Below are 24,413 nucleotides of genomic sequence, written 5' to 3' on the forward strand. Positions count from 1 at the left end.
CTCCCAGTCATTTCCGATAGCCTGAACCACCTGCGTCTCCTGCCGGCCCGACCCGCCGGATCCCGTCGGACGCAGGATCACCCGCGTCGCTCCGACGCCAGAGGAGAGTAATCCGTGCGTTTCGTTCTCGCCATCGCCGCGTTCGTCGTGGCAGCCGTCATGATCGTGACGGGAATCGCGCAACGGACCGTGTTCCTCTCGCCCGGCACCTTCAGCCTGTCCACGACGGTCGACAGCGGTGATCGGTTCATCGTCATCCCCGGGAGCGTGCTGCAGTCGCAGCCGGGAGCGCAGTCCATCGTGGCGGGCGCGGGCGGCGACACCCAGGTGTTCATGAGCTACGGGCGCTCCGACGACATCACGGCCTGGCTCGGCGACGAGCCCTACAGCCGCGTGGGCGTCAACAGTGCCGGCACCGCCCTGACGACCACCACCGTCGCCGCCGAGGCGGACGCGACCGACGACGGGGCGACCCCGAGTCCGGAGCCGTCGGCGACGCCGGCCACCGACGACACCACCACCTCCGAGAAGGGCCCGGACCCGCGCGGATCCGACCTCTGGCTCGGCGAGTACGACGAGGCGGGCGCGGTCATCGCGACGATGAACCTGCCGAAGGACATCGACGTGCTCATCGCGACCGACGGTACGGCCGCCGCTCCGGATTCCCTCCGCCTCTCCTGGCCACTCGACAACGCCACCCCGTGGGCCGGCCCGCTGATCGCCGGTGGCATCCTCGTGCTCCTCGCCGGCATCGTGCTCTACCTCTCGGGGATCCAGCGCATGCGTCGCTCGCGAGGCCCGCGTCGCAAGGGTCCGGGACAAGGACAGAAGGGCATCACGAAGATGTCGAGACAACCGAAGCCGCGCCGCCCCCGTGAACTCGGGGCCGGCAAGACGAAGCGCTCCCCGCTCCGCCGTTCCCTCGTCGTGGGCGTCCCGCTCGTCCTCATCGGCACGCTCGGTCTGAGCGGCTGCTCCCAGGACTACTGGCCGACCATCGGAGCGCCGTCACCGACGCCCACCGTCACCGCGACGGAACTGCCGGCCGACAGCCAGGACCAGGACTTCGCGGCGCCCGTCGTCACCGTGCCACAGGTCGAACGGATCGTGTCGCGGATTTCGACGGCGGCGTCCGAGGCCGATGCTGCGCTCGACGGCACCGCTGCGGCCGTCCGGTTCTCCGGGCCGGCGCTCGAGGAGCGCACCGCGAACTACGCCCTCCGCTCGAAGGTGGCCGACGCCGCCGGAGCGACCCCCATCCCCGCCTCGCCCGTCACGCTCACCCTGCCTCAGGCGACGGACGCCTGGCCTCGGACGGTCATGACCGCGATCCAGGACAAGGCCGACGAGACGGTGTCGCCGACGGTCCTCGTGATGACCCAGCAGGACCCGCGGTCGAACTACCAGGTCGTCTACGCGGAGAAGCTCCTCGAGGGCGCCCGACTCGAGAACGTCGCGCCCGCGACCATCGGTGCCGCGAGCGTCCCGCCGGACTCGAAGCTGCTCGTCATGCCCCCGGAGGAGATCGCCGCGGCATACGCCGACATCATCACGAACGGCGACGCGAGCACCTTCGCCGGCCTCTTCAACGCTGACGGCGACGTCTTCCGCACGCAGGTCGCCGCGGACCGCGCGACGAAGGCCGCCAACCTGCCGACGACGGCGAGCATCGCCTTCTCTGCGGCCGCCGGTACCGGCCCGAACGTCGCGCTGGCGACCAACGACTCCGGCGCGATCGTCGCCGTCAACGTGCAGGAGGGCGAGGTGGTCTCCGTCGTCACCGCCGGTGCTACCGTGAAACCTTCGGGTGCGGTCGCCGCGCTCTCCGGGATCACCGAGAGCGCGAAGGGGACACAGGCCACCTACGGCGACCAGCTCCTGTTCTACGTGCCAGCCGTCAACTCCGGAGAGAAGATCACCTTGCTCGGATTCACCCAGACCCTCATCGCCGCATCGGAGCTCCCGTGAGTGCCGCGGAGCCGAGCGCAGCACACCTGCGCGGCGCCGTCGACCTCTCCGGCCTCGCGCGTCGCCACCAGACGCCGCCCGCCGGCGCGCGGACGCAAGCAGGCGCGCCTGCAGAAGCGCCCGGCGCGACGACCGACCAGACCGTCCAGGTCCCGTCCCTCGTCTTCGACGCGACGGACGACGGGTTCGGACAGGTCGTCGAGCTGTCCTCCGTGGTCCCCGTCGTCATCGACCTCTGGGCCGAATGGTGCGGACCGTGCAAGCAGCTCTCGCCGGTGCTCGAGCGCCTCGCCGCGGAATACGCCGGCCGCTTCGTGCTCGCCAAGGTGGACGTCGACGCGAACCCGCAGCTCTCCCAGGCCTTCCAGGCGCAGTCGATCCCCATGGTCGTCGCCGTTGTGGGCGGACGCCCGGTGCCGATGTTCAACGGCGCGATCCCGGAGTCGCAGGTGCGTGACGTGATCGAGCAGTTGCTGCAGCTGGCCGAGCAGAACGGGGTCTCCGGTCGGGCTGTCGTCGCCGATGGCGACGCTGCAGCCCCCGCCGAGCCCGTGGAAGAGCCGCTGCCGCCCCTCCACGCCGAGGCGTACGAGGCCATCGAGCGCGCCGACTACCCGACGGCCATCGCCGCGTATGAGAAGGCCATCGCGCAGAACCCGAAGGATGACATGGCTGTGGCCGGCCTCGCCCAGGTCCGTCTGCTGCACCGCCTCACGGGGAAGACCCTCGATGAGATCCGCGGACGAGCGGCCGCCGCTCCCGACGATCTCGACGCCCAGCTGACCGTCGCCGACCTCGACCTCTCCGGAGGGCACCTCGAGGACGCCTTCGACCGTCTGCTGACGCTGTTCCCCGACCTCGACCAGTCGGGCAAGGACACCGTCCGGACGCGCCTGCTCGAGCTGTTCCAGGTCGCCGGCGTCACCGATCCGCGCGTCATGAAGGCCAGGGCCCGGTTGACCGGCCTGCTCTACTGACCGACCGATGCACGACGAAGGCCCGCCTCCCTCAGGAGGCGGGCCTTCGTCGTGCATCCGGGTGCCGCGGAAGCCTGGTCAGCCGACGTGCTTGAGCCAGATCATGCCGAGCGGGGGCAGCGTGAGCTCGGCGGAAGCCGGGCGTCCCGCCCACGGTGACGCCGACGCCTCGATCGATCCGTAGTTGCCCACGCCGGATCCGCCGTACTCCACGGCATCGGTGTTGAGGAGTTCCTCCCACCGACCCGCGCGAGGCAGACCGACCCGGTACGGGCCGACGGGGGCGCCGGAGAAGTTGACGAGCGCGGCAATCACGTTGCCGTCGTCGTCCCAGCGCAGGAAGGAGAGCACGCTGTTCTGCGCGTCCCCGGCGTCGAGCCATTCGAAGCCGGCGGCGTCGTGGTCGAGGGCCCAGAGAGCCGGGTGCTCCGTGTACACGGCGTTGAGTCGGGACACGAGGCCGAGCAGTGCCCGGTGGCTCGGCTGGTCGAGGATCCACCAGTCCAGACCGCGTTCCTCCGACCATTCGGAGGGCTGACCGAACTCCTGGCCCATGAAGAGCAACTGCTTGCCGGGGTGGGCCCACATGAAGGCGAGGTAGGCCCGCATGTTCGCGAGTTGCTGCCAGTGGTCACCGGGCATCTTCGCGAGGAGGGACCCCTTGCCGTGGACGACCTCGTCGTGGCTGATCGGCAGGAGGAAGCTCTCGCTGAAGGCGTAGACCATCGAGAAGGTGATCTCGCCGTGGTGGTGCGACCGGTAGAGCGGGTCGTGCTCGATGTACTGGAGCGAATCGTGCATCCAGCCCATGTTCCACTTCAGGCCGAACCCGAGTCCGCCCTCGCTCGTCGGCGCGGTGACGCCGGGCCAACTCGTCGACTCCTCGGCGATCATCACGATGCCGGGGTTCCGTCGATAGGCCGTCGCGTTCGCCTCCTGCAGGAGACTGATCGCTTCGAGGTTCTCGCGCCCACCGTGGACGTTCGGCAGCCACTCGCCGTCCTTCCGCGAGTAGTCGAGGTACAGCATCGAGGCGACGGCGTCGACGCGCAGGCCGTCGACGTGGAACTCCTCGAGCCAGTAGAGGGCGTTGGCCACGAGGAAGTTCTTGACCTGGGGCTGCCCGAAGTCGAAGACGAGGGTGCCCCAGTCCGGCTGTTCGCCACGTCGCGGGTCGGGGTGCTCGTAGAGGGGCTGACCGTCGAAGTTCGCGAGGGCCCACTCGTCCTTGGGGAAGTGGCCGGGCACCCAGTCCATGAGGACGCCGATCCCCGCGCCGTGGAGACGGTCGATCAGGTACTTGAGGTCGTCGCTCGAACCGAAGCGGCTGGTCGGCGCGTAGTAGCCGGTGACCTGGTAGCCCCATGAGCCGCCGAAGGGGTGCTCGGCGAGTGGCATGAACTCGACGTGCGTGTAGCCGAGCTCCGCGATGTACTCGATGAGCTGGTCCGCGAGGTCCCGGTAGCCGAGCCCAGGACGCCAGGAGCCGACGTGGAGCTCGTAGACGCTCATGGGGCCGTTGTGGGGATCGCTCGCGGCTCGCCGATCGAGCCACGCCTCATCCGTCCAGCGGTAGTCGCTGACACCGGTCACGGATGCGGTGGCGGGGGAGCGCTCGGTGAACCGGGCCATCGGGTCGGACCGACGGACCCAGTCGCCGTGCTGGGTCAGGATCTCGAAGCGGTACAGCTCGCCGGCGCCGATGGTGGGGATGAACAGCTCCCAGACACCCGTCGCACCCATGTTGCGCATGGCGTGCGCCGTGCCGTCCCAGGAGTTGAGATCGCCGATGACCCGGACCGCACGTGCGTGAGGTGCCCAGACGGCGAACGCGGTGCCGGCGACCGACTCGGTGACCCCACGCAGCTCGGTGACGTGTGCGCCGAGTGCGTCCCAGAGTCGTTCGTGGCGACCCTCGCCGATGAGGTGCAGGTCGAGTTCACCGATCGACGGCGCGAACCGGTACGGGTCGTCGGCGTTCCAGATCGACCCGTCGCTGTAGCGGGCGTCGAGCGTGTAGTCGATGATGCCGTCGACGTGGAAGCCCTGCCAGATGCCGGCGCGGACGTGCGCGAGCTCCACGCGCGCACCGTTGGCGAGCACCGCCGTCACCTGCTCGGCCAGCGGCCGTCTGGCGCGGACGACCACGAGGGGGTCGCTCACCCCGCCGAGGTCGACGAGGTGCTGGCCGAGGATCTGGTGCGGATCGTGATAGCGGCCCTCCGCGACGGCGTCGAGGATCCAGTCCTCGACGGAGGGGAGCGGGAGCTCCCGGGGCGCCGGTGTGGCGTCGACCGGCATCGGTGCGGCGCGACGGCCGGAGCGCTTCGGTGCAGCGGCTCCGTCTGGGGTCACAGGGCTGGTCGTCATGGTCGGATCCTCACGCTCAGGATGTGCACGGGCTCGGTGAAGGCGTCGAGGCGCACGAAGTTGCTGTCGGACCAGATCCACTCGGCCCCCGTGACGAGGTCCGTGACGTCGAAGCTGCCGCCCGGGACGCCACCGAACACGGTCTGGTCGAGGTGCACCATGGTCTGTCGGACCGAGTGCGGATCTAGGTTGGCGACGACGAGCAGGGTGTCGTGCTCACCGGTGCCGGTGAACCGCTGGTCGAGATGCTTGCTGAAGACGAGGATCTGGTCGTCGTCGCTCCAGTGGAAGCTGATGTTGCGCAACTGCCGGAGGGCGGGATGCGCACGCCGGATCTGGTTGAGCAGGGTGAGGTACGGCGACAGCGAGGTGCCGGCGGCTTCCGCAGCGGCCCAGTCCCGCGGACGGTACTCGAACTTCTCGCTGTCGATGTTCTCCTCGGCACCGGGACGGGCGACGTTCTCGATGAGCTCGTACCCGGCGTAGACCCCCCACGTCGGAGCGGCGGTCGCGGCGATCGCCGCACGCACCTTGTACGCCGCCCGGCCACCGAACTGGAGGTACTCGGTGAGGATGTCCGGCGTGTTGACGAACAGGTTGGGCCGGAGGAAGTCGGCGGTCTCGGTCGCTGCCGCGCCGAGGAACTCCTCGAGCTCCTCCTTCGTGTTGCGCCACGTGAAGTAGGTGTAGCTCTGCTGGAACCCGACCTTCGCCAGACCCTGCAGCAGGGCCGGACGGGTGAAGGCCTCCGCGAGGAACACGACGTCGGGGTCCGTCCGGTTGACGGTCGCAAGCAACCACTCCCAGAAGTCGAGCGGCTTGGTGTGGGGGTTGTCGACGCGGAAGATGCGGACACCGAGCGAGATCCAGTGCCGGACGATGCGCAGCACCTCGGCCCGGATGCCCTCGGGGTCGTTGTCGAAGTTGACCGGGTAGATGTCCTGGTACTTCTTCGGCGGGTTCTCGGCGTACGCGATCGTGCCGTCGGGGAGGGTCGTGAACCACTCGGGGTGCTCGGTCACCCAGGGGTGGTCCGGCGACGCTTGCAGCGCGAGATCGAGGGCGACCTCCAGGCCGACCTTCTTCGCCTGGCGGACGAAGGCGACGAAGTCCTTCTCCGTGCCGAGGTCGGGATGGATCGCGTCATGACCGCCCGCGGAACCACCGATCGCCCAGGGGGAACCCGGGTCGTGCTCGCCGGGCGTGAGGGTGTTGTTCGGCCCCTTGCGGAACGTCACGCCGATGGGGTGGATGGGCGGCAGGTAGAGGACGTCGAACCCCATCGCGGCGACGGCCGGCAACCGACCGGCTGCGCTGCGGAAGGTGCCCGACGTCCAGGAGCCGTCCGGGTTCCGCTCGGCACCCTCCGACCGCGGGAAGAACTCGTACCAGGAACCGACGCCGGCCCGGGTTCGCTCGACGCGGACCACGCGCTCGTCGCTCGTGCTCGCGAGACCGGCGAACGGTCGGCGGTCGGCGATGGCCAGGAGTTCGGGGTCGTCGAGCACCGCGAACCGGGCTGCCGGCTCGGCGTCGGTGTCGCGGAGGAGCTTGGCGGCGGCGGTGAGGAAGCGGCGGTCCTTCGCCGGGCGGAGCTTGTCCGTCGCGGCGCGCTCGAGGAGTTCCGCGCCGATGAGGTACATGAGCTCGACGTCGACGCCGGCCTCGATCTTGACCCGGGCGTTGTGCTCCCAGGTCGAGAACTCGTCGGCGAAGGCGCGGACCTGGTACCGCCAGGTGCCCTCGGTCGCGAGTTGGACCTCGACCTCGAAGCGGTCCGTGCCCGGGGCGCCCGGAGCCATCCGATGCGCGACCATCTTCCCGCGCGGATCGGTGAGCAGGAGCTCGACCCCGATGAGGTCGTGTCCTTCGCGGAACGCGGTCGCGCCGAACGGCACCACCTCGCCCGCGAACGCCTTGGCCGGCCAGCGGCCACCTTCGACCGAGGGGGTCGGATCCAGGATCGGGATGCGCCCGATGCTCGGGGACAGCGTGAGCGACACCGGTACGGCGTCGTCGACGGTGGAGGACTGCGGTACTGACTTCGGCATAGTGCGTTCCATCTCCTTCGGTGCCACTGGTCCGACCGTACCGCGAAACGACCACCGATGAAGGGGCGCGCGGGGTGTCGCGCGTCATGCTAAGGCCTCGGGCGCGGCCCTGTCCCGGGTGGCCGCCCGATGAGCGTTCGGGTGCGTTCCGCGGTTGCCCTAGAGTGAGCGCGTGAAGGCTATCCGCAGGTTTACCGTCCGCGCGCTCATCCCCGAGTCCCTGACCTCGCTCACCGCCCTCGCTGCGAACCTGCGGTGGTCGTGGCACGAGCCGACGCAGCGCCTGTTCGACGAGATCGCACCGGACGTCTGGCGCGAGTCCGACCACGATCCGATCAGCGGCCTCGGACTCGTGACACCGGAGCGACTGGCGGAACTCGCCGCCGATGCGGACTTCGTCGGCCGGGCCGACGCCTTGCACGCCGACCTCCGCCGGTACCTGCAGGAGCCGCGGTGGTACCAGGGCCTCCCGGACCCGAAACCACAGACGATCGCCTACTTCTCGCCCGAGTTCGGAATCGCCGCGGCCCTGCCGCAGTACTCGGGCGGACTCGGCATCCTCGCCGGCGACCACCTGAAGAGCGCCTCCGACCTCGGGGTGCCGCTCGTCGGCGTGGGTCTCCTGTACCGCTCCGGATACTTCGCGCAGTCGATCACGAACGACGGCTGGCAGCAGGAGTCCTATCCCGTGCAGGACCCCGACGGACTCCCGGTCACCGTGCTCCGGGAACCGGACGGGACACCGGTCACCGTCACCCTGGCGCTCCCCGACGACCGGAGCCTGTCGGCACGGGTCTGGATCGCCGAGGTCGGTCGGGTGCCACTGCTGCTGCTCGACACGGACATTCCGGAGAACGTGGCCGACCTGCGCGGCGTGACGGACCGGTTGTACGGCGGTGGCGGCGAGCATCGACTCCTGCAGGAACTCCTCCTCGGCATCGGCGGCGTCCGAGCGATCAAGCAGTGGAGCGAGCTCACGGACCACGCGCTGCCGCAGGTCTACCACTCCAACGAAGGCCACGCCGGTTTCCTGGGGCTCGAGCGGATCAGCGACCTCGTCGGCAACGGACTCTCCTTCGACGAGGCGCTGCAGCTCGTGCGGGGCGGGACCGTCTTCACGACGCACACCCCCGTTCCGGCCGGGATCGACCGGTTCGACCGCGAGGTGATCACGCGCTACTTCAGCGGTGACCTGCTCCCGGGCGTCGCCGCCCCGGACGTCCTCGCACTCGGCGACGAGACGGCGAACGGCGGCTCGGCCGACGTGTTCAACCTGGCGATCATGGGCCTGCGTCTGGCGCAGCGCGCGAACGGCGTCAGTCGGTTGCACGGCGAGGTGAGCCGGGCGATGTTCCGAGGCCTCTGGCCCGGCTTCGACGTCTCGGACGTGCCGATCACGTCGATCACGAACGGTGTCCACGCCCCGAGCTGGACGGATCCGTCGCTCGTCGACCTCGCCGCGGACCGGTGGGGGACGACCGACACGAGTCGGGCGGACTGGTCCGATCCGTCGCTCTCGGACGCCGAGCTCTGGTCGCGGAAGCACGGGATGCGGGAGCGCCTCGTCGCCGACGTGCGGCGCCGGATCGCCGATGGGTATCGGACCCAGAACCCGCAAGCGGTGCTCCCGTCCTGGATCGACGAACTGCTCGACCCGGAGGTGTTGACGATCGGGTTCGCCCGGCGGGTGCCGAGCTATAAGCGGCTCACCCTCATGCTGCGCGATCCCGACCGACTGCGCGCGATCCTGCTCCACCCCGAACGGCCCGTCCAGATCGTCGTCGCGGGCAAGGCACACCCGGCGGACGACGACGGCAAGCGGCTCATCCAGCGCCTCGTGCAGTTCGCCCAGGATCCCGAGCTCCGATCGCGCATCGTCTTCCTGCCGGACTACGGCATCGGGATGGCCAAGACGCTCTACCCCGGCTGTGACGTGTGGTTGAACAACCCGTTGCGTCCGCTCGAGGCCTGCGGGACGTCCGGCATGAAGGCCGCACTCAACGGAGCACTGAACCTGTCGATCCTCGACGGATGGTGGAACGAGTACGCGGACGGCGAGAACGGTTGGGTCATCCCGTCGGCGGACGGGGCGGCGGACGACGAGGAACGCGACGCCCTCGAGGCCACGGCGCTGTACGAGATCCTCGAGCACCAGCTGGTACCGCGGTTCTACGAGCGCGAGGACGACGGGCTGCCGCAGCGCTGGATGCAGATGGTGCGACACACGATCTCGACGCTGTCCGAACCGCTCAGCGCCGACCGCATGGTCCGCGAGTACACGGAGCGCATGTACCTCCCGGCGGCGGCGATGGAGCGCGAGCTGAACGCGTCCGATCAGCAGCGGGCGCGCGAGCTGGCAGCCTACAAGCAGCGGGTGCGCGAGGCCTGGCCGCAGCTGGCGGTCGCCCATGTCGAGAGCGGCGGTGTCGACGCGGTCCCGCAGGTCGGTGACGTGCTGCGGCTGCGCGCCTACGTCCAGCTGGGGTCGCTGTCACCCGAGGACGTGACCGTCGAGGTGGTCTGCGGGGTACCCGGTGCCGGAGGTGAACTGCTCGACATCCGGACGCAGCCGCTCGAGCAGCAGCAGTCCCCGTCGACGAGTCGGCCGGAGCACACACTCGAGTACGCCGGGACGCTTCCCCTCGATCGGGCCGGCGGGTTCGGGTACACGGTGCGCATCGTGCCGAGACACGAGCTGCTCCTCACCCCCGCGGAACTCGGGCTCGTCGCCGTGGCGGACCAGTAGGGCGATCTCCTCCGACGCGCCGGTGCGACCCTCGGACCGGTGCGTCGAGGGATCCGACTATCTGGCGATCCGCGCGACGACGGCGGAGACGGCCGATCCGAGGTCGGACGGGGCGAGTTCGAGGTCGAACCCGCGCCGACCACCCGAGACCATCACCGTCTCGTGCTCGAAGGCGCTCTCGTCGAGCACCGTCGGGAGCGCGGTGCGCTGCCCGATCGGGCTGATGCCGCCGACCACGTAGCCCGTCTTCCGCTCGGCGACGGCAGGATCCGCCATCGTCGCCCGCTTCCCGTCGAGAGCCGTCGCGAGCGCCTTGAGGTCGAGTTGGTCGGCGACCGGGACGATCGCGACGACGAGCGACCCGTCCACCTCCGCCAGCAGGGTCTTGAACACCCTGGGCGGATCGACCCCGAGCGCCGTGGCGGCTTCGAGGCCGAAGGCCGTCACCGACGGGTCGTGCCGGTAGGAGCGCGGGGTGAAGGGGATGCCCAGCGAGGTCAACGTCACCGTCGCCGGGGTGCCGCCGCCCTCGGCCCTGCGTTTCGCCATCGTCAGACGGCTCGGAAGAGCTGCATCGACGTCGCCGAGACCGGGACCGTCTGGCCGGGGACGAACTGCTCCTCCTCGGGCATCGGTGCGTCGTCCGCGGAGTTCCAGATGCGCACGAACGCGGTCACGCCCTCGTGCTCGGGCAACGTGACCTCGACCGGCTGCTCGACGCCGTGCACGATGAGCAGCACTCGGTCGAGCTCCTCGGACTCCGGCGTGCTCGTCGAGAAGAACTGCAGTGTCCGGTTCCGCGGACTCGTCCAGTCCTCGGTGCTCATGGTCGCGCCCGAAGCGTCGAACCAGTCCATGACGCTCGCGCCGGGCACCGTCGTCCCGGCGGCGGCGAAGTGCTCCGGTCGGAGGGCGGGGTGTTCGCGCCGGAGTTCGAGGAGCCGGCGGCTGTGCGCGAGCAACTGGTCCTGCCAGGGCTCCCTCGTCCATCCGACCCACGTCAGCTCGGAGTCGTGACAGTAGGCGTTGTTGTTGCCGCGCTGACTCCGCCCGAACTCATCGCCCGCCGTGAGCATCGGGACACCCGCCGACAGCAGGAGCGTGCCGAGCAGGTTCCGCATCGCCTTGCGACGAGCGGCGAGGATCGCGGGGTCGTCCGTCGGGCCCTCGGCACCGTGGTTGAAGGAGCGGTTGTTGTCCGTGCCGTCGCGGTTGGACTCGCCGTTCCCGACGTTGTGCTTGACGTCGTACGAGACGAGGTCGGCCAGGGTGAACCCGTCGTGGGCCGTGATGAAGTTGACGGAGGCCAGCGGACCGCGCTCAGCGGAGAAGGTGTTGCTCGATCCGGCCAGACGGGTCGCGAACCCACCGATCCCGACCGGGGCGTCCGCCCGTCTCGCGTAGTCGATGTCGGAGAGCCAGAAGTTGCGGACACGATCCCGGTACCGGTCGTTCCACTCGTGCCAACCGGCAGGGAAGTTCCCCGTCTGCCAGCCGCCCATCCCGACGTCCCAGGGCTCGGCGATCATCTTCGCGTCGACGAGCGACGGGTCGTGGACGATCGCGTCGAGCAGGGGATGGTCGGGCGTGAACTCGACCGCCTCGTTCCGACCGAGCGTCGCAGCGAGGTCGAACCGGAAGCCGTCGATCTGCACCTCGTCAGCCCAGTACCGTAACGAGTCGAGTACGAGCTGCTGGGGGACCGGATGGCCGAAGTCCACGGTGTTGCCGCAGCCCGTCACGTCGATGTAGGCGCCGGTGGCGTCCTGACGGTAGTAGGTCGCGTTGTCGATGCCGCGGAAGCTCGTGCGGGGGCCGCCGGGCCCCTCTTCGGCGGTGTGGTTGTAGACGACGTCGAGGATGACCTCGAGGCCGGCCTCGTGCAGCAGCTTCACCATGCCCTTGAACTCGCGGAGGACCTCGTCCGCCCCACCCGCCTGAGCCGTCTTCGTCGCGTAGGAGGCGTGTGGACTGAAGAAGTTCAGGGTGTTGTAGCCCCAGTAGTTGACGAGGCCCTGCTTGATGAGACGCTGCTCGGAGGTGAACGCGTGCACCGGAAGCAGTTCGACGCTCGTCACCCCGAGATCGTGCAGATGCGCGATCATCGCGGGGTGGGCGAGGCCCGCGTACGTGCCCCGCAGCTCCTCCGGCACGTCGGGGTGCAGCTTGCTCAGCCCCTTGACGTGCGCCTCGTACACGACGGTCCGGTCGAGCGGGACACGGGGTTTCTGCACACCGCCCCAGTCGAACGCGTCGTCGACGACGACGGAACGCCACTGCTCGGCCGACACGCGGGCGAGCCCGCGGGCGTAGGGGTCGAGCAGCAGCAGGCTCGGGTCGAAGGCGTTGTTCGGCGAGGACGGCCCGGAGGCGCGGACCGCATAGCGTCGCCCGAGCACCAGCTCCTCGGAACTCCCACTCCAGACCCCGTCGTCGTCGCGGGTCATCTCGACCGAGTGGGTGATCCAGTTCAGATCCTTGTCGTCGAAGATCACGAGTTCGAGGGCATCCGCATGCTCGGACCACACACGGAGCTCACCACCGGACGGGCCGAGGCGGACGCCGAGATCATGGAAGGGGTCACCAGCGTTCATGGGTTCTACAGTAGTGAGTGCGGGAGTGCGCGAAGATCCGCGGACACCGCGGCGAGGGGAGGAGCGGCATGGTGGTGTACCTGGACCACGCCGCGACGACCCCGGTGCGATCCGAGGTGATCGATGCCTACGCGTCCGCGATGGCGACCGTCGGCAACCCGGCCTCCATCCACGGCCCCGGGCAGCAGGCCCGCCGTCTCCTCGAAGAGGCGCGTGAGCGGGTCGCGGCGACCCTCGGGTGCGACCCCATCGAACTCGTCTTCACCTCCGGCGGCACGGAGTCCATCAACCTCGCCCTGAAGGGTCTCTACTGGCACCGACAGCAGGATCGACGCCGCGCCGCCGTGCTCGCACCCGCGGGGGAGCACCACGCCACGCTGGACACCGTCGAATGGCTCGAGCGCCACGAGGGTGCGTCCCCGCTCTGGATCCCGCTCGACGACCTCGGCCGGGTCTCACTCGACACGGCGGCCGAGCGCTTCGCCGACCACGGCCCCGACATCGCCATGGCGACGGCGCTCTGGGCGAACAACGAGGTCGGCACCATCCAGCCCGTCGTCCGGCTGGCGGCGCTCGCCGCAGCGGCCGAGGTGCCGTTCCACCTGGACGCGGTCTCGGCCTACGGACACCTCCCCATCGACCTCGCCGACCTTCGCGCCGCATCCGGATCGGTCGGTGCCAGTGGTCTCGTCGCGCTCAGCGTCTCCGCGCACAAGATCGGTGGTCCCGTGGGGATCGGAGCCCTGGTCGTGAGCCGCGCAGCCGTGGTGGAGCCGTTGCAGCACGGTGGCGGACAGCAGCGCGGACTCCGCTCCGGCACGCAGGACGTCGCGGCAGCCGTCGGGTTCGCCGTCGCCGCGGAGCTCATGGCGCTCGAGCGGACCGCGGAGCAGGAGCGTCTCGGCACCTTGCGCGACCGACTCGTGGCCGGCGTGCGGGCGACCGTTCCGGAGGCCGAGCTGACGGGTGATCCCAGCGAGCGACTCGCGTCGAACGCGAACTTCGTGTTCCCCGGCGCACAGGGAGACTCGATGCTCTTCCTCCTCGACCTCGCAGGGGTGGCGGTCTCGACGGGTTCCGCCTGCCAGGCCGGCGTCCCGGAACCGTCGCATGTCCTGCTCGCGATGGGACGCCCGGAGACGGAGGCCCGATCGGTCCTCCGGATCACGCTGGGTCGGACGACGACCGAGACGGACGTGGACGACTTCCTCCAGGCCCTGCCGCGCGCGTACGCACAGGCGAGTCGGGCCGGTTCCGCCGACCGCGACACGGCGCTGGGCGCTCGTCCCTGAGCAGCCGTCTCGTCACCGCTTGCGGGTGGCCGTCCAGCGGCTGGCGCGTAGACTTGCCCGGTGAAAGTTCTGGCAGCGATGAGTGGCGGAGTCGACTCCGCCGTGGCAGCGGCACGCGCCGTCGACGCAGGCCATGAGGTGGTCGGCGTCCACCTGGCGCTCAGCCGGATGCCGGGCACGCTCCGGACCGGCAGTCGCGGGTGCTGCACCATCGAGGACTCGATGGACGCCCAGCGTGCGGCGAACCTGATCGGCATCCCGTACTACGTGTGGGACTTCTCGGAGCGCTTCAAGCTCGACGTGGTGGACGACTTCATCGCCGAGTACCGCGCCGGCCGGACCCCGAACCCGTGCATGCGTTGCAACGAGAAGATCAAGTTCGCGGCGTTGCTCGAGAAGGCGCTCGACCTCGGGTTCGACGCGGTCGTGACCGGTCACTACGCCACGATCGTCACGAGCCCCGAGGGTGATCGTGAGCTGCACCGCGCGAGTGCCTGGGCCAAGGACCAGTCGTACGTCCTGGGCGTGCTCACCGCCGAACAGCTCGCGCACTCGATGTTCCCGCTCGGCGCGACACCGTCGAAAGCCGAGGTCCGAGCCGAGGCCGCGGAGCGCGGCTTCACGGTGGCGAACAAGCCCGACAGCCACGACATCTGCTTCATCCCCGACGGCGATACGAAGGGCTGGCTGGGGGAGCGGGTCGGCACCGAGACCGGCCAGGTCCTCGACCGAGACGGAGCCGTCGTCGGTTCGCACGAGGGTGCCCACGCCTTCACCGTCGGCCAGCGCAAGGGCCTGCACCTCGGCGTGCCCGCGCCGGATGGACGTCCGCGCTTCGTCCTCGAGGTGCGTCCGAAGGACAACACGGTCGTCGTCGGGCCGAAAGAGGCGCTCGCCATCGGCGAGATCGCCGGTTCGCGCTTCACCTGGGCTGGGAGGGCTCCGGAGGTCGGTGTCGCACCGATCCCGTGCGACGTCCAGATCCGTGCGCACGCCGACCCGGTCCCCGCCGCGCTGACGCTCGTCGACGGCGAGCTCGTCGTCCACCCGGAGACGCCACTCGACGGCGTCGCTCCCGGACAGACCGCCGTGCTGTACAGCGGGACGCGCGTCCTCGGCCAGTTCACGATCGACCGCACCGTCAGTGCGGTGCCCGTCGGAGCCGCCGCCTCCGCCTGAGGACCCCAGGAACGACGGAACGCCCGACGAGCCAGGCTCGTCGGGCGTTCTGCGTCGGTCGTCAGGATCGGGTCTGTGCGCCCGCCTTGGACTTCTTGGGCTTCTTGACGAAGAGGGTCTCCGCCTCCTCGAGCGTCAGGCCGTTCGTCTCGGGGATCTTCGCGAGGACGAAGACGAACGAGAGGAGCGCGAACAGCGCGTACATGCCGTAGGTCACCGGCAGGGAGAACGCGGCGAGGGCCGGGAAGCTGACCGTGATGAGGAAGTTCGCGATCCACTGCGCCATCGCGGCGACACCGAGCGCCTTCGCGCGCAGGCGGTTCGGGAAGATCTCGCCGAGGAGCACCCAGACGAGCGGTCCCCACGACGCGCCGAACGCGACGACGAACACGTTGGCGGCCACGAGGGCGATCGTGCCCCAGGGCTGGGGCAGCGAGACCTCGCCGGCGCTGTCAGTGACCGACTGCGTGAACGCGATCGCCATCGCGCCGAGCGAGACCGTCATACCGATGGAACCCGCGAGGAGGATCGGCCGTCGACCGATGCGGTCCACGAGCAGGATGGCGACGACGGTGACCGCGACGTTCGTCACCGAGGTGATGACCGAGATGAGGAGCGAGTCGGACTCCTGGAACCCGACGGCCTTCCACAGCGTCGTCGAGTAGTAGAAGATCACGTTGATGCCGACGAACTGCTGGAAGATCGACAGGATGATCCCGATCCAGACGATCGGCAGGAGCCCGAAGCGTCCGCCCCAGAGGGTCGCCTTCTTCTGCTGCTCATCGTCCTTCACCGCCTGCTCGGCGAGCTTGACGGCGCGATCCACCTCTTCCTGCGGCCAGACGGTCGCGAAGATCCGACGGGCCTCGTCCGACTTGCCCTTGCGGACGAGGAACCGTGGCGACTCCGGGAGCCGCATCGCGAGCACGCCGTAGACCACGGCCGGGAGCGCGCAGGCGATGAACATCCAGCGCCAGGCCTCGACGCCGAACCACAGCGGGTTCGGGGCGCCGCCGGCGGCGCCCGCCAGGACGGAGTCGGACAGGAGCGCGGCGAAGATGCCGAGCGTGATGGCGAGCTGCTGCAGCGAGGCGAGACGGCCGCGGATGGCGCTCGGGGCGATCTCGGCGATGTATGCCGGAGCCACGACCGAGGCGATGCCGATACCGAGCCCGCCGACGATGCGCCAGATCACGAGGTCCCAGGGGGAGAAGGCGAAGCCGGCTCCGAAGGAGGAGATGAAGAACAGGCCTGCACCGAGCAGCATCGTGAAGATGCGGCCGCGGCTGTCGGCGATCCGGCCTGCGAGGTAGGCGCCGAGCGCGCAACCGAGCAGCGCTGACGCGACCGCGAAGCCGATGAGCGCCTCACTGAGCGCGAAGTGGTCCTGCATCGCGTCGACCGCGCCGTTCACCACGGAGGAGTCGAATCCGAAGAGGAAGCCACCGACCGCGGCCGAGACGGAGATGCCGATGACGCGCGCGGTCAGCTGCTTGCTGGTAGGAGCCGCCCCCGTTCCCGGACTGCTGGACTGGGACATGGTTCCTCCGATTCCGCGCGCATGGTTCCTGCGGCACTGCGACACCCTACTCCTCGATGAGACCCGCCCCGACCCGGTTGCGCACATCTGGGAGGACGTGCCGGGTGTCAAGCGCCCGCCGGTGTCGGACGCCGCTCGTAGACTGGACGCCGTGGCGAACAGCACCGGACAGACCCTCCAGCAGGCATCGACCGAGGCCGAGGAACTCACCTCGCGCATCCTCGAGCTTCGCGACGCGTACTACGAGCGCGACGAGTCGCTCGCCTCCGACGAGGAGTACGACGCGATGCTCCGTCGGCTCGAGGAGCTCGAGCGTCTCTTCCCCGAGCTGCAGAGCCAGGACAGCCCCACCCAGACCGTCGGCGGGCGTGCCGAGACCACGCTGTTCGCCCCGGTCACCCACCTCGAGCGCATGCTCAGCCTCGACAACGTCTTCTCGATCGAGGAGTTCCTCGCCTGGGCCGCCAAGGTCGAGCGCGACGCCGGAGGGTCCGTCCAGTACCTCTGCGAACTGAAGATCGACGGCCTCGCCATCAACCTCCGGTACGAGCGCGGCCGCCTCGTGAGCGCGGCCACGCGCGGCGACGGCGTCGTCGGCGAGGACGTCACGGAGAACGTGCGGTACATCCGTTCCATCCCCGAACGCCTGACGTCGTCCGACCCCGGGGTCGAGTTCCCGGAGGTCGTCGAAGTCCGGGGCGAGATCTTCTTCCCGGTCGAGGCCTTCCGCGAACTGAACGCCAACCAGGCGGCCGCCGGTGAACGGGTCTTCGCCAACCCGCGCAACGCGGCGAGCGGTTCCCTGCGCCAGAAGGCGGAGAGCAAGAACCCGGCCCAGCTCGCACTCATGCACGACCGGCTCGGCCGCCTGCAGATGCTCGTCCACGGCATCGGCGCGTGGGAACAGCCGCCCGTCGCTCGGCAGTCACAGGTCTACGAGCTGCTGCACAGCTGGGGGCTCCCGACCTCCTCGCACTACCGGGTCCACGACGAGGCGACCGGTGCGGCGGAGTTCATCGAGTACTTCGGCGCCCACCGCGACAGCGTCGAGCACGAGATCGACGGCGTCGTCGTGAAGGTCGACGATCTCGCGCTCCACGGCGAGCTCGGCGCGACGAGTCGTGCTCCGCGATGGGCCATCGCCTACAAGTACCCGCCCGAGCAGGTGAACACGAAGCTCCTCGACATCGTCGTGAGCGTCGGGCGCACCGGTCGCGCCACCCCGTTCGCCGTCATGGAGAAGGTGCTCGTCGCCGGCAGCGAGGTGCGTCAGGCGACCCTGCACAACCAGGACGTCGTGAAGGCGAAGGGGGTGCTCATCGGCGACACCGTCGTCCTCCGGAAGGCCGGCGACGTCATCCCCGAGGTCCTCGGCCCGGTCGTCGAGCTCCGCGACGGTTCGGAGCGGGAGTTCGTCATGCCCGAGCACTGCCCCGAGTGCGGTACCCCCCTCGCCCCCGCGAAGGAGGGCGACATCGACCTGCGCTGCCCGAACGCGCGGAGCTGCCCGGCGCAGGTGCGCGGACGCGTCGAGCACATCGGCTCCCGTGGCGCGCTCGACGTCGAGGCGCTCGGCGAGGTGGCGGCAGCGGCGCTCACCCAGCCGGTGGAGCCTGCGGAACCACCGCTGACGACTGAGGCCGGACTCTTCTCGCTCACGATGGCCGACATCTTCCCGGTCACGGTGATCGTCCGCGACAACGAGACCGGGCTGCCCAAGCTCAACGAGGACGGATCCGAGAAGCGCGTCACGCCCTTCCGCCGCCGACGCGCCAAGAGGGACGGCGTGCACGATCCGGCCGCGGCCGAGTTCGACGGCGACGAGTCCTCGGTGCCGTCCAAGAACGCGATCGAACTCCTCGCCAACCTCGACGGCGCGAAGACCCGCCCGCTCGCCCGGTTGCTCGTGGCACTGAACATCCGCCACGTCGGCCCGGTCGCCGCCCGGTCACTCGCGGAGTACTTCGGTTCGCTCGATGCCATCCGTGCGGCCACCCGCGACGAGCTCGCAGAGGTCGACGGCGTGGGCGGGATCATCGCCGACGCCCTCATCGCCTGGTTCGAGGTCGACTGGCATCGCGAGATCGTCGAGGAGTGGACTGCGGCGGGCGTGCAGTGGGCGACACCCGGACACCCGGGGCCGGGCGCGGCGGTCGCGGCCGGTGGTGTGCTGTCCGGTGTCACCGTCGTCGCCACCGGTTCGCTCGAGGGCTTCACCCGGGAGGGTGCGCTGGAAGCCATCGTGCAGGCGGGCGGGAAGGCTGCGTCGAGCGTCTCGAAGAAGACCGACTTCGTCGCCGCCGGCCCGGGTGCCGGGTCGAAGCTCGCGAAGGCCGAAGCACTCGGTCTGCGGATCATCGACGCCGAGCAGTTCGCCCTGCTCGTCTCCGAGGGTCCGGCGGCGCTCGGCGAGCCGGAGGCCCCGGCCGCGGATGAGGCCGAGGGTGCGGCGTCCGCCGACGAGGTGCCGACGGACTGACCTCAGTCCTGGTCGGCCTGCAGCAGCTCGTCGCGGACCTGGCGCCGCAGCACCTTGCCGATGAGCGACTTGGGGAGTTCGTCGACGACGACGACCCGCTTCGGCACCTTGTACGGGGTGAGGATCTCCCGCGCCCAGGCTCGGAGGGCATCCGGATCCACGGTGGCACCGGGAGCCGCGACGACGGCCGCGACGACCTGCTCGCCGGAGTGGGGATCGGGGAGCCCGACGACGGCGGCGTCAGCGACCGACGCGTGCCCGCGGAGCACCTGCTCGACCTCGCTCGGCGACACGTTGAACCCGCCGGTGATGATGAGCTCCTTGATCCGGTCGACGACGGTCATGAACCCCTCCTCGTCGATGGACACGATGTCACCGGTGCGGAACCAACCGCCTGGGAGCAGGACGGCGGCGGTCTCTTCGGGCTTGTTGTAGTAGCCGTGGAAGACCTGCGGGCCGCGCACGAGCAACTCGCCCGCCTCGCCGGCCGGCCGGTCGGTCTCCGGGTCGTCGGGATCCACGACGCGCACCTCGGTGCTCGGCAGCGGGAGGCCGATGGTCCCGGGCTTCCGTGCGGTCGAGACCGGGTTCGCGGAGATGACCGGGGAGCACTCGGACAGCCCGTAGCCTTCGACGAGGAAGCCGCCGGACGCGGCTTCGAACGGGACGACGAGGTCGTGCGGCAGCGGCATCGCGCCAGAGATGGCGATCTCGGTGCCCTGCAGTGACACGCCCTGCTCGGTCGCCGCGGTCAGGAGACGGTCGGCGATGGGCGGGACGGCGGGCAGGAAGGTCGGCGGTCGCTTCTTCATGACCTTGAGGACGAGCGCCGGGTCGAACTTCGGGAAGAGGACGAGGCGCGAGCCCATGCTCATGGCGAACGTCAGGCAGAGCGTCAGGCCGTAGGCGTGGAACATCGGGAGCACCGCGTAGACGACGGCCTCCCCACGCTTCACCGTGGGCACCCAGGCGCGGGACTGCGCCGCGTTCGCGAGCAGGTTGCCGTGGGTGAGTGCAGCACCCTTGGGCGAGCCCGTCGTCCCGCTCGTGTACTGGATGAGTGCGAGGGCGTCGGTCGCGGGCTTCGGGTGGCTCGCCGGCAGCGGCCCCGAGGTCAGGAGCTGCTCCCACCGCACGGTGCCCGACACCGGCGCGGTGAGCTGAGCCCGTGAGGCTCTCGCCTTCGGGATGGGCAGACGGAGAGCGGCGCGCATGTGGAGCGGCATCGCCCGGGTCACGTCGATCGTCACGAGCGAGTGCACCGCCAGGTCGGCCGGGAAGTCCTGCAGGTGCTCGGCGACCTTGTCCCAGACGATCGCGAACGTCGCGCGGTGGTCCTCGAACTGGTGGCGGAGTTCTTGGGGGGTGTAGAGCGGGTTGTGCTCGATGACGACGGCGCCCAGCCTGAGGACCGCGTAGAACGCGACGATGTGCTGCGGGCAGTTCGGGAGCATGAGGGCGACGGGGTCTCCCGCCCGGACACCGAGTGCGCGCAGGCCGGCGGCGGCACGGGCGATGAGCCCCTCGAGCTCCGTGTAGGTGGTGGTCGACCCGAAGAACTCCAGCGCGACGGCGTCCGGGTAGCTCGCGGCGGAGGCTTCGACGAGATCGCCGAGGCTGCCGGTCTGCTCGGGGATGTCGTCCGGCACGTCGGCGGCGTAGCTCGCGAGCCAGGGACGCTCGTGCGCGGGACGGGGACGGCTGCTCGAGTCGTTCTGGGTCACCGTCCCACTGTAGGGGCGGAGCCCGACGGACGACCACGTCCCTGGCGAATAGACTGGAGCGACCGCCACCGCTACACGTACGGGAGACGCATGTCGGAAATCACTACCGAGCAGGTCGCGCATCTCGCGAACCTCGCTCGAATCGCCCTGAGCCAGGACGAGATCGCCCACCTCACGACGGAGCTCGACTCCATCGTGGACAACATCCAGAAGGTGCAGCAGGTGGCCACGCCTGACGTCCCGGCGACGAGCCACCCGATCCCGCTCGAGAACGTGTACCGCGACGACGTCGTCGGCAACACGCTCACGCGGGAGCAGGCGCTGCAGAACGCGCCGGAATCGGCCGACGGTCGCTTCAAGGTCTCGGCGATCCTGGGGGAGGAGCAGTGAGCGGGTTGATCGGTCTCACGGCAGCCGAGCTGTCGAGCAAGCTCCGCGCTGGCGAGGTCTCCAGCGTCGAAGCCACCCAGGCGCACCTCGACCGCATCGCGCAGGTCGACGGCGACGTCCACGCCTTCCTCCACGTGTCGGACCACGCAATCGACGTCGCCGCCGACATCGACGCACGCCGTGCCGCGGGCGAGGACCTCGGCGAGCTGGCGGGCGTCCCGCTCGCCATCAAGGACGTGCTGGTCACGACGGACATGCCGTCCACCTCGGGGAGCAAGATCCTCGAGGGGTACCTGTCACCGTTCGACGCGACCGTCGTCGCCCGGTCGCGTGCCGCCGGTCTCGTACCGCTCGGCAAGACGAACATGGACGAGTTCGCCATGGGCTCGAGCACGGAGCACTCCGCGTACGGCCCGACCCACAACCCGTGGGACCTCGACCGCATCCCCGGCGGTTCCGGCGGTGGCTCCGCCGCCGCGGTCGCCGCGTTCGAGGCGCCCATCGCCCTCGGCAGCGACACCGGCGGGTCCATCCGCCAGCCGGCGCACGTGACCGGCACGGTCGGCGTCAAGCCGACCTACGGCGCGGTCAGCCGCTACGGGGCGATCGCGCTCGCCTCCTCGCTCGACCAGGTCGGGCCGGTCAGCCGCACGGTCCTCGACTCGGGCCTCCTCCACGACGTCATCGCCGGGCACGACGCCCTCGACTCCACCTCGCTCCGCGACGCCTGGCCGTCGATGGCCGCTGCGGCCCGCGAGGGCGCGCGCGGCGACGTGCTGCGCGGCCTCCGGGTCGGCGTCGTCACCGAGCTCAACGGTGAGGGCTTCCAAGCCGGCGTGAAGAGCCGCTTCCAGGAGGCGCTCGCGGTACTCGAGGCGAACGGTGCCGAGATCGTCGAGGTCTCCGCTCCGAACTTCGAGTACGCCGTCGCCGCCTACTACCTCATCCTCCCCGCCGAAGCGTCGAGCAACCTCGCGAAGTTCGACTCGGTGCGCTTCGGCATGCGGGTCACGCCCGAGGGTGGCGGCACGGTCGAGCAGGTCATGTCCGCAACGCGCGAGGCCGGTTTCGGTCCCGAGGTGAAGCGACGGATCATCCTCGGCACGTACGCGCTCAGCGCGGGCTACTACGACGCCTACTACGGCAGCGCCCAGAAGGTCCGGACGCTCATCCAGCGCGACTTCGCGGCGGCGTTCGACCAGGTCGACGTCCTCGTGAGCCCGAGCGCCCCGACGACGGCGTTCAAGCTGGGCGAGCGTATCGACGACCCACTGGCGATGTACCTGAACGACGTCACCACCATCCCGGCGAACCTCGCCGGCGTGCCCGGCATCAGCGTGCCGATCGGGCTCGCCCCGGAAGACGGTCTGCCCGTCGGCATCCAGTTCATGGCGCCAGCACGGGAGGACGCCAGGCTCTACCGGGTCGGCGCCGCTCTCGAGGCGCTTCTCGAATCGACGTGGGGGCACACCCTCATCTCGCAGGCACCCGCTCTCGGAGGTCGGTAACCCATGGCCAAGGACAAGCTCCTCTCCTACGAAGAAGCCCTCGAACTGTACGAGCCGGTGCTCGGCTTCGAGGTGCACGTCGAGCTGAACACCAAGACGAAGATGTTCTCCTCGGCGCCGAACGGCTTCGGCGACGCTCCGAACACGAACATCTCGCCGGTCTGCCTCGGTCTGCCCGGGTCGCTCCCGGTCGTGAACGAGCAGGCGGTGCGGTACTCGATCAGCCTCGGGCTCGCCCTCGGCTGCTCGATCGCACCCTCGAGCCGTTTCGCGCGGAAGAACTACTTCTACCCCGACCTCGCGAAGAACTACCAGATCTCGCAGTTCGACGAGCCGATCGCCTTCGAGGGCTCGGTCGACGTCGAGCTGGCGGACGGCACCATCGTGACGGTGCCGATCGAGCGCGCGCACATGGAGGAGGACGCCGGCAAGCTCACGCACATCGGCGGTTCCACCGGCCGTATCCAGGGTGCCGAGTACTCGCTCGTCGACTACAACCGCGCGGGTGTGCCGCTCGTCGAGATCGTCACCAAGCCGATCTACGGCACCGAGCACCGGGCACCCGAGATCGCGAAGGCCTACGTCTCCGCGATCCGCGACATCGTCGTGGCGCTCGGCATCTCCGACGCGAAGATGGAGCGCGGGAACCTCCGCTGCGACGCCAACATCTCGCTGCGCCCGCGCGGCCAGGAGAAGCTCGGTACGCGCACGGAGACGAAGAACGTCAACTCCCTGCGTTCCGTCGAGCGCGCCGTCCGCTACGAGATCCAGCGGCAGGCCGCGATCCTCAAGGACGGCGGATCCATCATCCAGGAGACGCGGCACTGGCACGAGGACACCGGTGCGACGTCCGCCGGCCGGCCGAAGAGCGACGCCGACGACTACCGGTACTTCCCGGAGCCCGATCTGCTCCCGGTCGTGCCGTCGCCCGAACTCATCGAGGAACTCCGAGCGGCCTTGCCCGAGCAGCCGTCCGTCCGTCGTCGTCGGCTGAAGAGCGAATGGGGCTTCACCGACCTGGAGTTCCAGGACGTCGTGAACGGTGGTCTGCTGAACGAGATCACGGCCACCGTCGAGGCCGGCGCCGCTCCGGCCGCCGCACGGAAGTGGTGGACGGGCGAGATCTCGCGGATCGCGAACCAGCGCGATGTCGAGGCGACGAGCCTCGTGTCACCCGAGCACGTCGCGGCACTCGCGGCGCTCGTCGAGGCCGGAACGCTCAACGACAAGCTCGCACGCCAGGTGCTCGAGGGCGTCATCGACGGGGAGGGCGCTCCTCAGGAGGTCATCGACGCTCGCGGTCTCGCACTGGTGTCCGACGACGGTCCGCTGATCGCCGCCATCGACGAGGCACTGGCCGCTCAGCCGGACGTCCTCGCCAAGATCCGCGACGGCAAGGTCCAGGCCGCCGGCGCGGTCATCGGCGCCGTGATGAAGGCGATGCGCGGACAGGCCGATGCGGCGCGTGTGCGCGAACTCGTCCTGGAGCGCGCATCGCAGTAGCGGTCACCGCTGCACCATCGGGCCCGCGCCACCGTCGATGACGGCGGCTCGGGCCCGATGTCGTCGGCCAGGGGAAGCCCTGGTGCCGACTG

At 69.8% G+C, this 24,413-nt stretch carries 15 protein-coding genes; 9 read left to right on the top strand and 6 right to left on the bottom strand.

Going from position 1 to position 24,413, the window contains the following annotated elements:
• Positions 1-114 precede the first annotated feature (114 nt).
• Together EAO79_RS12170 and EAO79_RS12175 are read left to right on the top strand one after the other, a co-directional pair.
• Positions 115-1,968 carry a hypothetical protein gene (locus tag EAO79_RS12170; protein WP_124769143.1) on the top strand — a complete coding sequence of 618 codons (1,854 nt, stop codon included), beginning with the start codon at positions 115-117 and terminating at the stop codon, positions 1,966-1,968.
• Positions 1,965-2,945: a tetratricopeptide repeat protein gene (locus tag EAO79_RS12175; RefSeq protein WP_124769144.1), complete on the top strand. Its 981-nt coding sequence runs from the start codon at positions 1,965-1,967 to the stop codon at positions 2,943-2,945. The genes EAO79_RS12170 and EAO79_RS12175 overlap by 4 nt, the downstream gene beginning before the upstream one ends.
• Positions 2,946-3,023: 78 nt before the next feature.
• Here the strand turns inward: EAO79_RS12175 and glgB are convergent, their stop codons facing one another.
• Both glgB and EAO79_RS12185 read right to left on the bottom strand, forming a co-directional pair.
• Positions 3,024-5,246: a 1,4-alpha-glucan branching protein GlgB gene (gene glgB / locus EAO79_RS12180; protein WP_124770159.1), complete on the bottom strand. Its 2,223-nt coding sequence runs from the start codon at positions 5,244-5,246 to the stop codon at positions 3,024-3,026.
• A 65-nt stretch (positions 5,247-5,311) separates the two neighbouring features.
• Positions 5,312-7,366 carry an alpha-1,4-glucan--maltose-1-phosphate maltosyltransferase gene (locus EAO79_RS12185; RefSeq protein ID WP_124769145.1) on the bottom strand — a complete coding sequence of 685 codons (2,055 nt, stop codon included), beginning with the start codon at positions 7,364-7,366 and terminating at the stop codon, positions 5,312-5,314.
• A 172-nt stretch (positions 7,367-7,538) separates the two neighbouring features.
• Between EAO79_RS12185 and glgP the strand changes: the two genes are divergently transcribed.
• Positions 7,539-10,112, top strand: a complete 2,574-nt coding sequence (gene glgP, locus EAO79_RS12190) for an alpha-glucan family phosphorylase (RefSeq protein ID WP_124769146.1) — start codon at positions 7,539-7,541, stop codon at positions 10,110-10,112.
• Positions 10,113-10,169: 57 nt separating this feature from the next.
• Here the strand turns inward: glgP and ybaK are convergent, their stop codons facing one another.
• Entirely contained in the window at positions 10,170-10,661 is a 492-nt protein-coding gene (gene ybaK / locus EAO79_RS12195) for a Cys-tRNA(Pro) deacylase (RefSeq protein WP_124769147.1), read from the bottom strand.
• A gap of 2 nt (positions 10,662-10,663) precedes the next feature.
• Complete coding sequence (gene glgX / locus EAO79_RS12200; RefSeq protein ID WP_124769148.1) at positions 10,664-12,706, bottom strand: glycogen debranching protein GlgX; 2,043 nt, start codon at positions 12,704-12,706, stop codon at positions 10,664-10,666.
• Positions 12,707-12,774: 68 nt separating this feature from the next.
• Between glgX and EAO79_RS12205 the strand changes: the two genes are divergently transcribed.
• Both EAO79_RS12205 and mnmA read left to right on the top strand, forming a co-directional pair.
• On the top strand, positions 12,775-13,998 hold the full coding sequence (locus EAO79_RS12205) for a cysteine desulfurase family protein (RefSeq protein ID WP_124769149.1): 1,224 nt from the start codon (positions 12,775-12,777) through the stop codon (positions 13,996-13,998).
• A 60-nt stretch (positions 13,999-14,058) separates the two neighbouring features.
• On the top strand, positions 14,059-15,177 hold the full coding sequence (mnmA, locus tag EAO79_RS12210) for a tRNA 2-thiouridine(34) synthase MnmA (protein WP_229938575.1): 1,119 nt from the start codon (positions 14,059-14,061) through the stop codon (positions 15,175-15,177).
• A gap of 61 nt (positions 15,178-15,238) precedes the next feature.
• Here mnmA and EAO79_RS12215 read toward each other — a convergent pair whose 3' ends face one another.
• Positions 15,239-16,717: a sugar porter family MFS transporter gene (locus tag EAO79_RS12215; protein WP_124769150.1), complete on the bottom strand. Its 1,479-nt coding sequence runs from the start codon at positions 16,715-16,717 to the stop codon at positions 15,239-15,241.
• A 151-nt stretch (positions 16,718-16,868) separates the two neighbouring features.
• Between EAO79_RS12215 and ligA the strand changes: the two genes are divergently transcribed.
• On the top strand, positions 16,869-19,196 hold the full coding sequence (gene ligA / locus EAO79_RS12220) for an NAD-dependent DNA ligase LigA (protein WP_124769151.1): 2,328 nt from the start codon (positions 16,869-16,871) through the stop codon (positions 19,194-19,196).
• A gap of 2 nt (positions 19,197-19,198) precedes the next feature.
• On the opposite strand, the gene EAO79_RS12225 is transcribed toward ligA, so the two are convergent.
• On the bottom strand, positions 19,199-20,920 hold the full coding sequence (locus tag EAO79_RS12225; RefSeq protein ID WP_241160867.1) for a long-chain-fatty-acid--CoA ligase: 1,722 nt from the start codon (positions 20,918-20,920) through the stop codon (positions 19,199-19,201).
• 90 nt (positions 20,921-21,010) lie between these two features.
• Between EAO79_RS12225 and gatC the strand changes: the two genes are divergently transcribed.
• The 3 genes from gatC to gatB are packed head-to-tail and all read left to right on the top strand — an operon-like array spanning position 21,011 to position 24,321.
• Positions 21,011-21,310, top strand: a complete 300-nt coding sequence (gene gatC / locus EAO79_RS12230; protein ID WP_064295120.1) for an Asp-tRNA(Asn)/Glu-tRNA(Gln) amidotransferase subunit GatC — start codon at positions 21,011-21,013, stop codon at positions 21,308-21,310.
• Positions 21,307-22,818 carry an Asp-tRNA(Asn)/Glu-tRNA(Gln) amidotransferase subunit GatA gene (gene gatA, locus EAO79_RS12235; protein WP_124769153.1) on the top strand — a complete coding sequence of 504 codons (1,512 nt, stop codon included), beginning with the start codon at positions 21,307-21,309 and terminating at the stop codon, positions 22,816-22,818. Before gatC ends, gatA begins: the two co-directional genes overlap by 4 nt.
• Before the next feature lie 3 nt (positions 22,819-22,821).
• The gene (gene gatB, locus EAO79_RS12240) at positions 22,822-24,321 is read left to right on the top strand and encodes an Asp-tRNA(Asn)/Glu-tRNA(Gln) amidotransferase subunit GatB (RefSeq protein ID WP_124769154.1); all 1,500 of its coding nucleotides are present in this window, start codon (positions 22,822-22,824) and stop codon (positions 24,319-24,321) included.
• Positions 24,322-24,413: the final 92 nt, after the last annotated feature.

This window comes from Plantibacter sp. PA-3-X8, from assembly GCF_003856975.1.
Classification (GTDB): domain Bacteria; phylum Actinomycetota; class Actinomycetes; order Actinomycetales; family Microbacteriaceae; genus Plantibacter; species Plantibacter auratus.

Coding starts and splice junctions, on each gene's coding strand:
- glgB (WP_124770159.1), bottom strand. CDS start 5,246: ATGCCGGTCGACGCCACACCGGCGCCCCGGGAGCTCCCGCTCCCCTCC.
- EAO79_RS12185 (WP_124769145.1), bottom strand. CDS start 7,366: ATGCCGAAGTCAGTACCGCAGTCCTCCACCGTCGACGACGCCGTACCG.
- ybaK (WP_124769147.1), bottom strand. CDS start 10,661: ATGGCGAAACGCAGGGCCGAGGGCGGCGGCACCCCGGCGACGGTGACG.
- glgX (WP_124769148.1), bottom strand. CDS start 12,706: ATGAACGCTGGTGACCCCTTCCATGATCTCGGCGTCCGCCTCGGCCCG.
- EAO79_RS12205 (WP_124769149.1), top strand. CDS start 12,775: ATGGTGGTGTACCTGGACCACGCCGCGACGACCCCGGTGCGATCCGAG.
- EAO79_RS12215 (WP_124769150.1), bottom strand. CDS start 16,717: ATGTCCCAGTCCAGCAGTCCGGGAACGGGGGCGGCTCCTACCAGCAAG.
- gatC (WP_064295120.1), top strand. CDS start 21,011: ATGTCGGAAATCACTACCGAGCAGGTCGCGCATCTCGCGAACCTCGCT.
- gatB (WP_124769154.1), top strand. CDS start 22,822: ATGGCCAAGGACAAGCTCCTCTCCTACGAAGAAGCCCTCGAACTGTAC.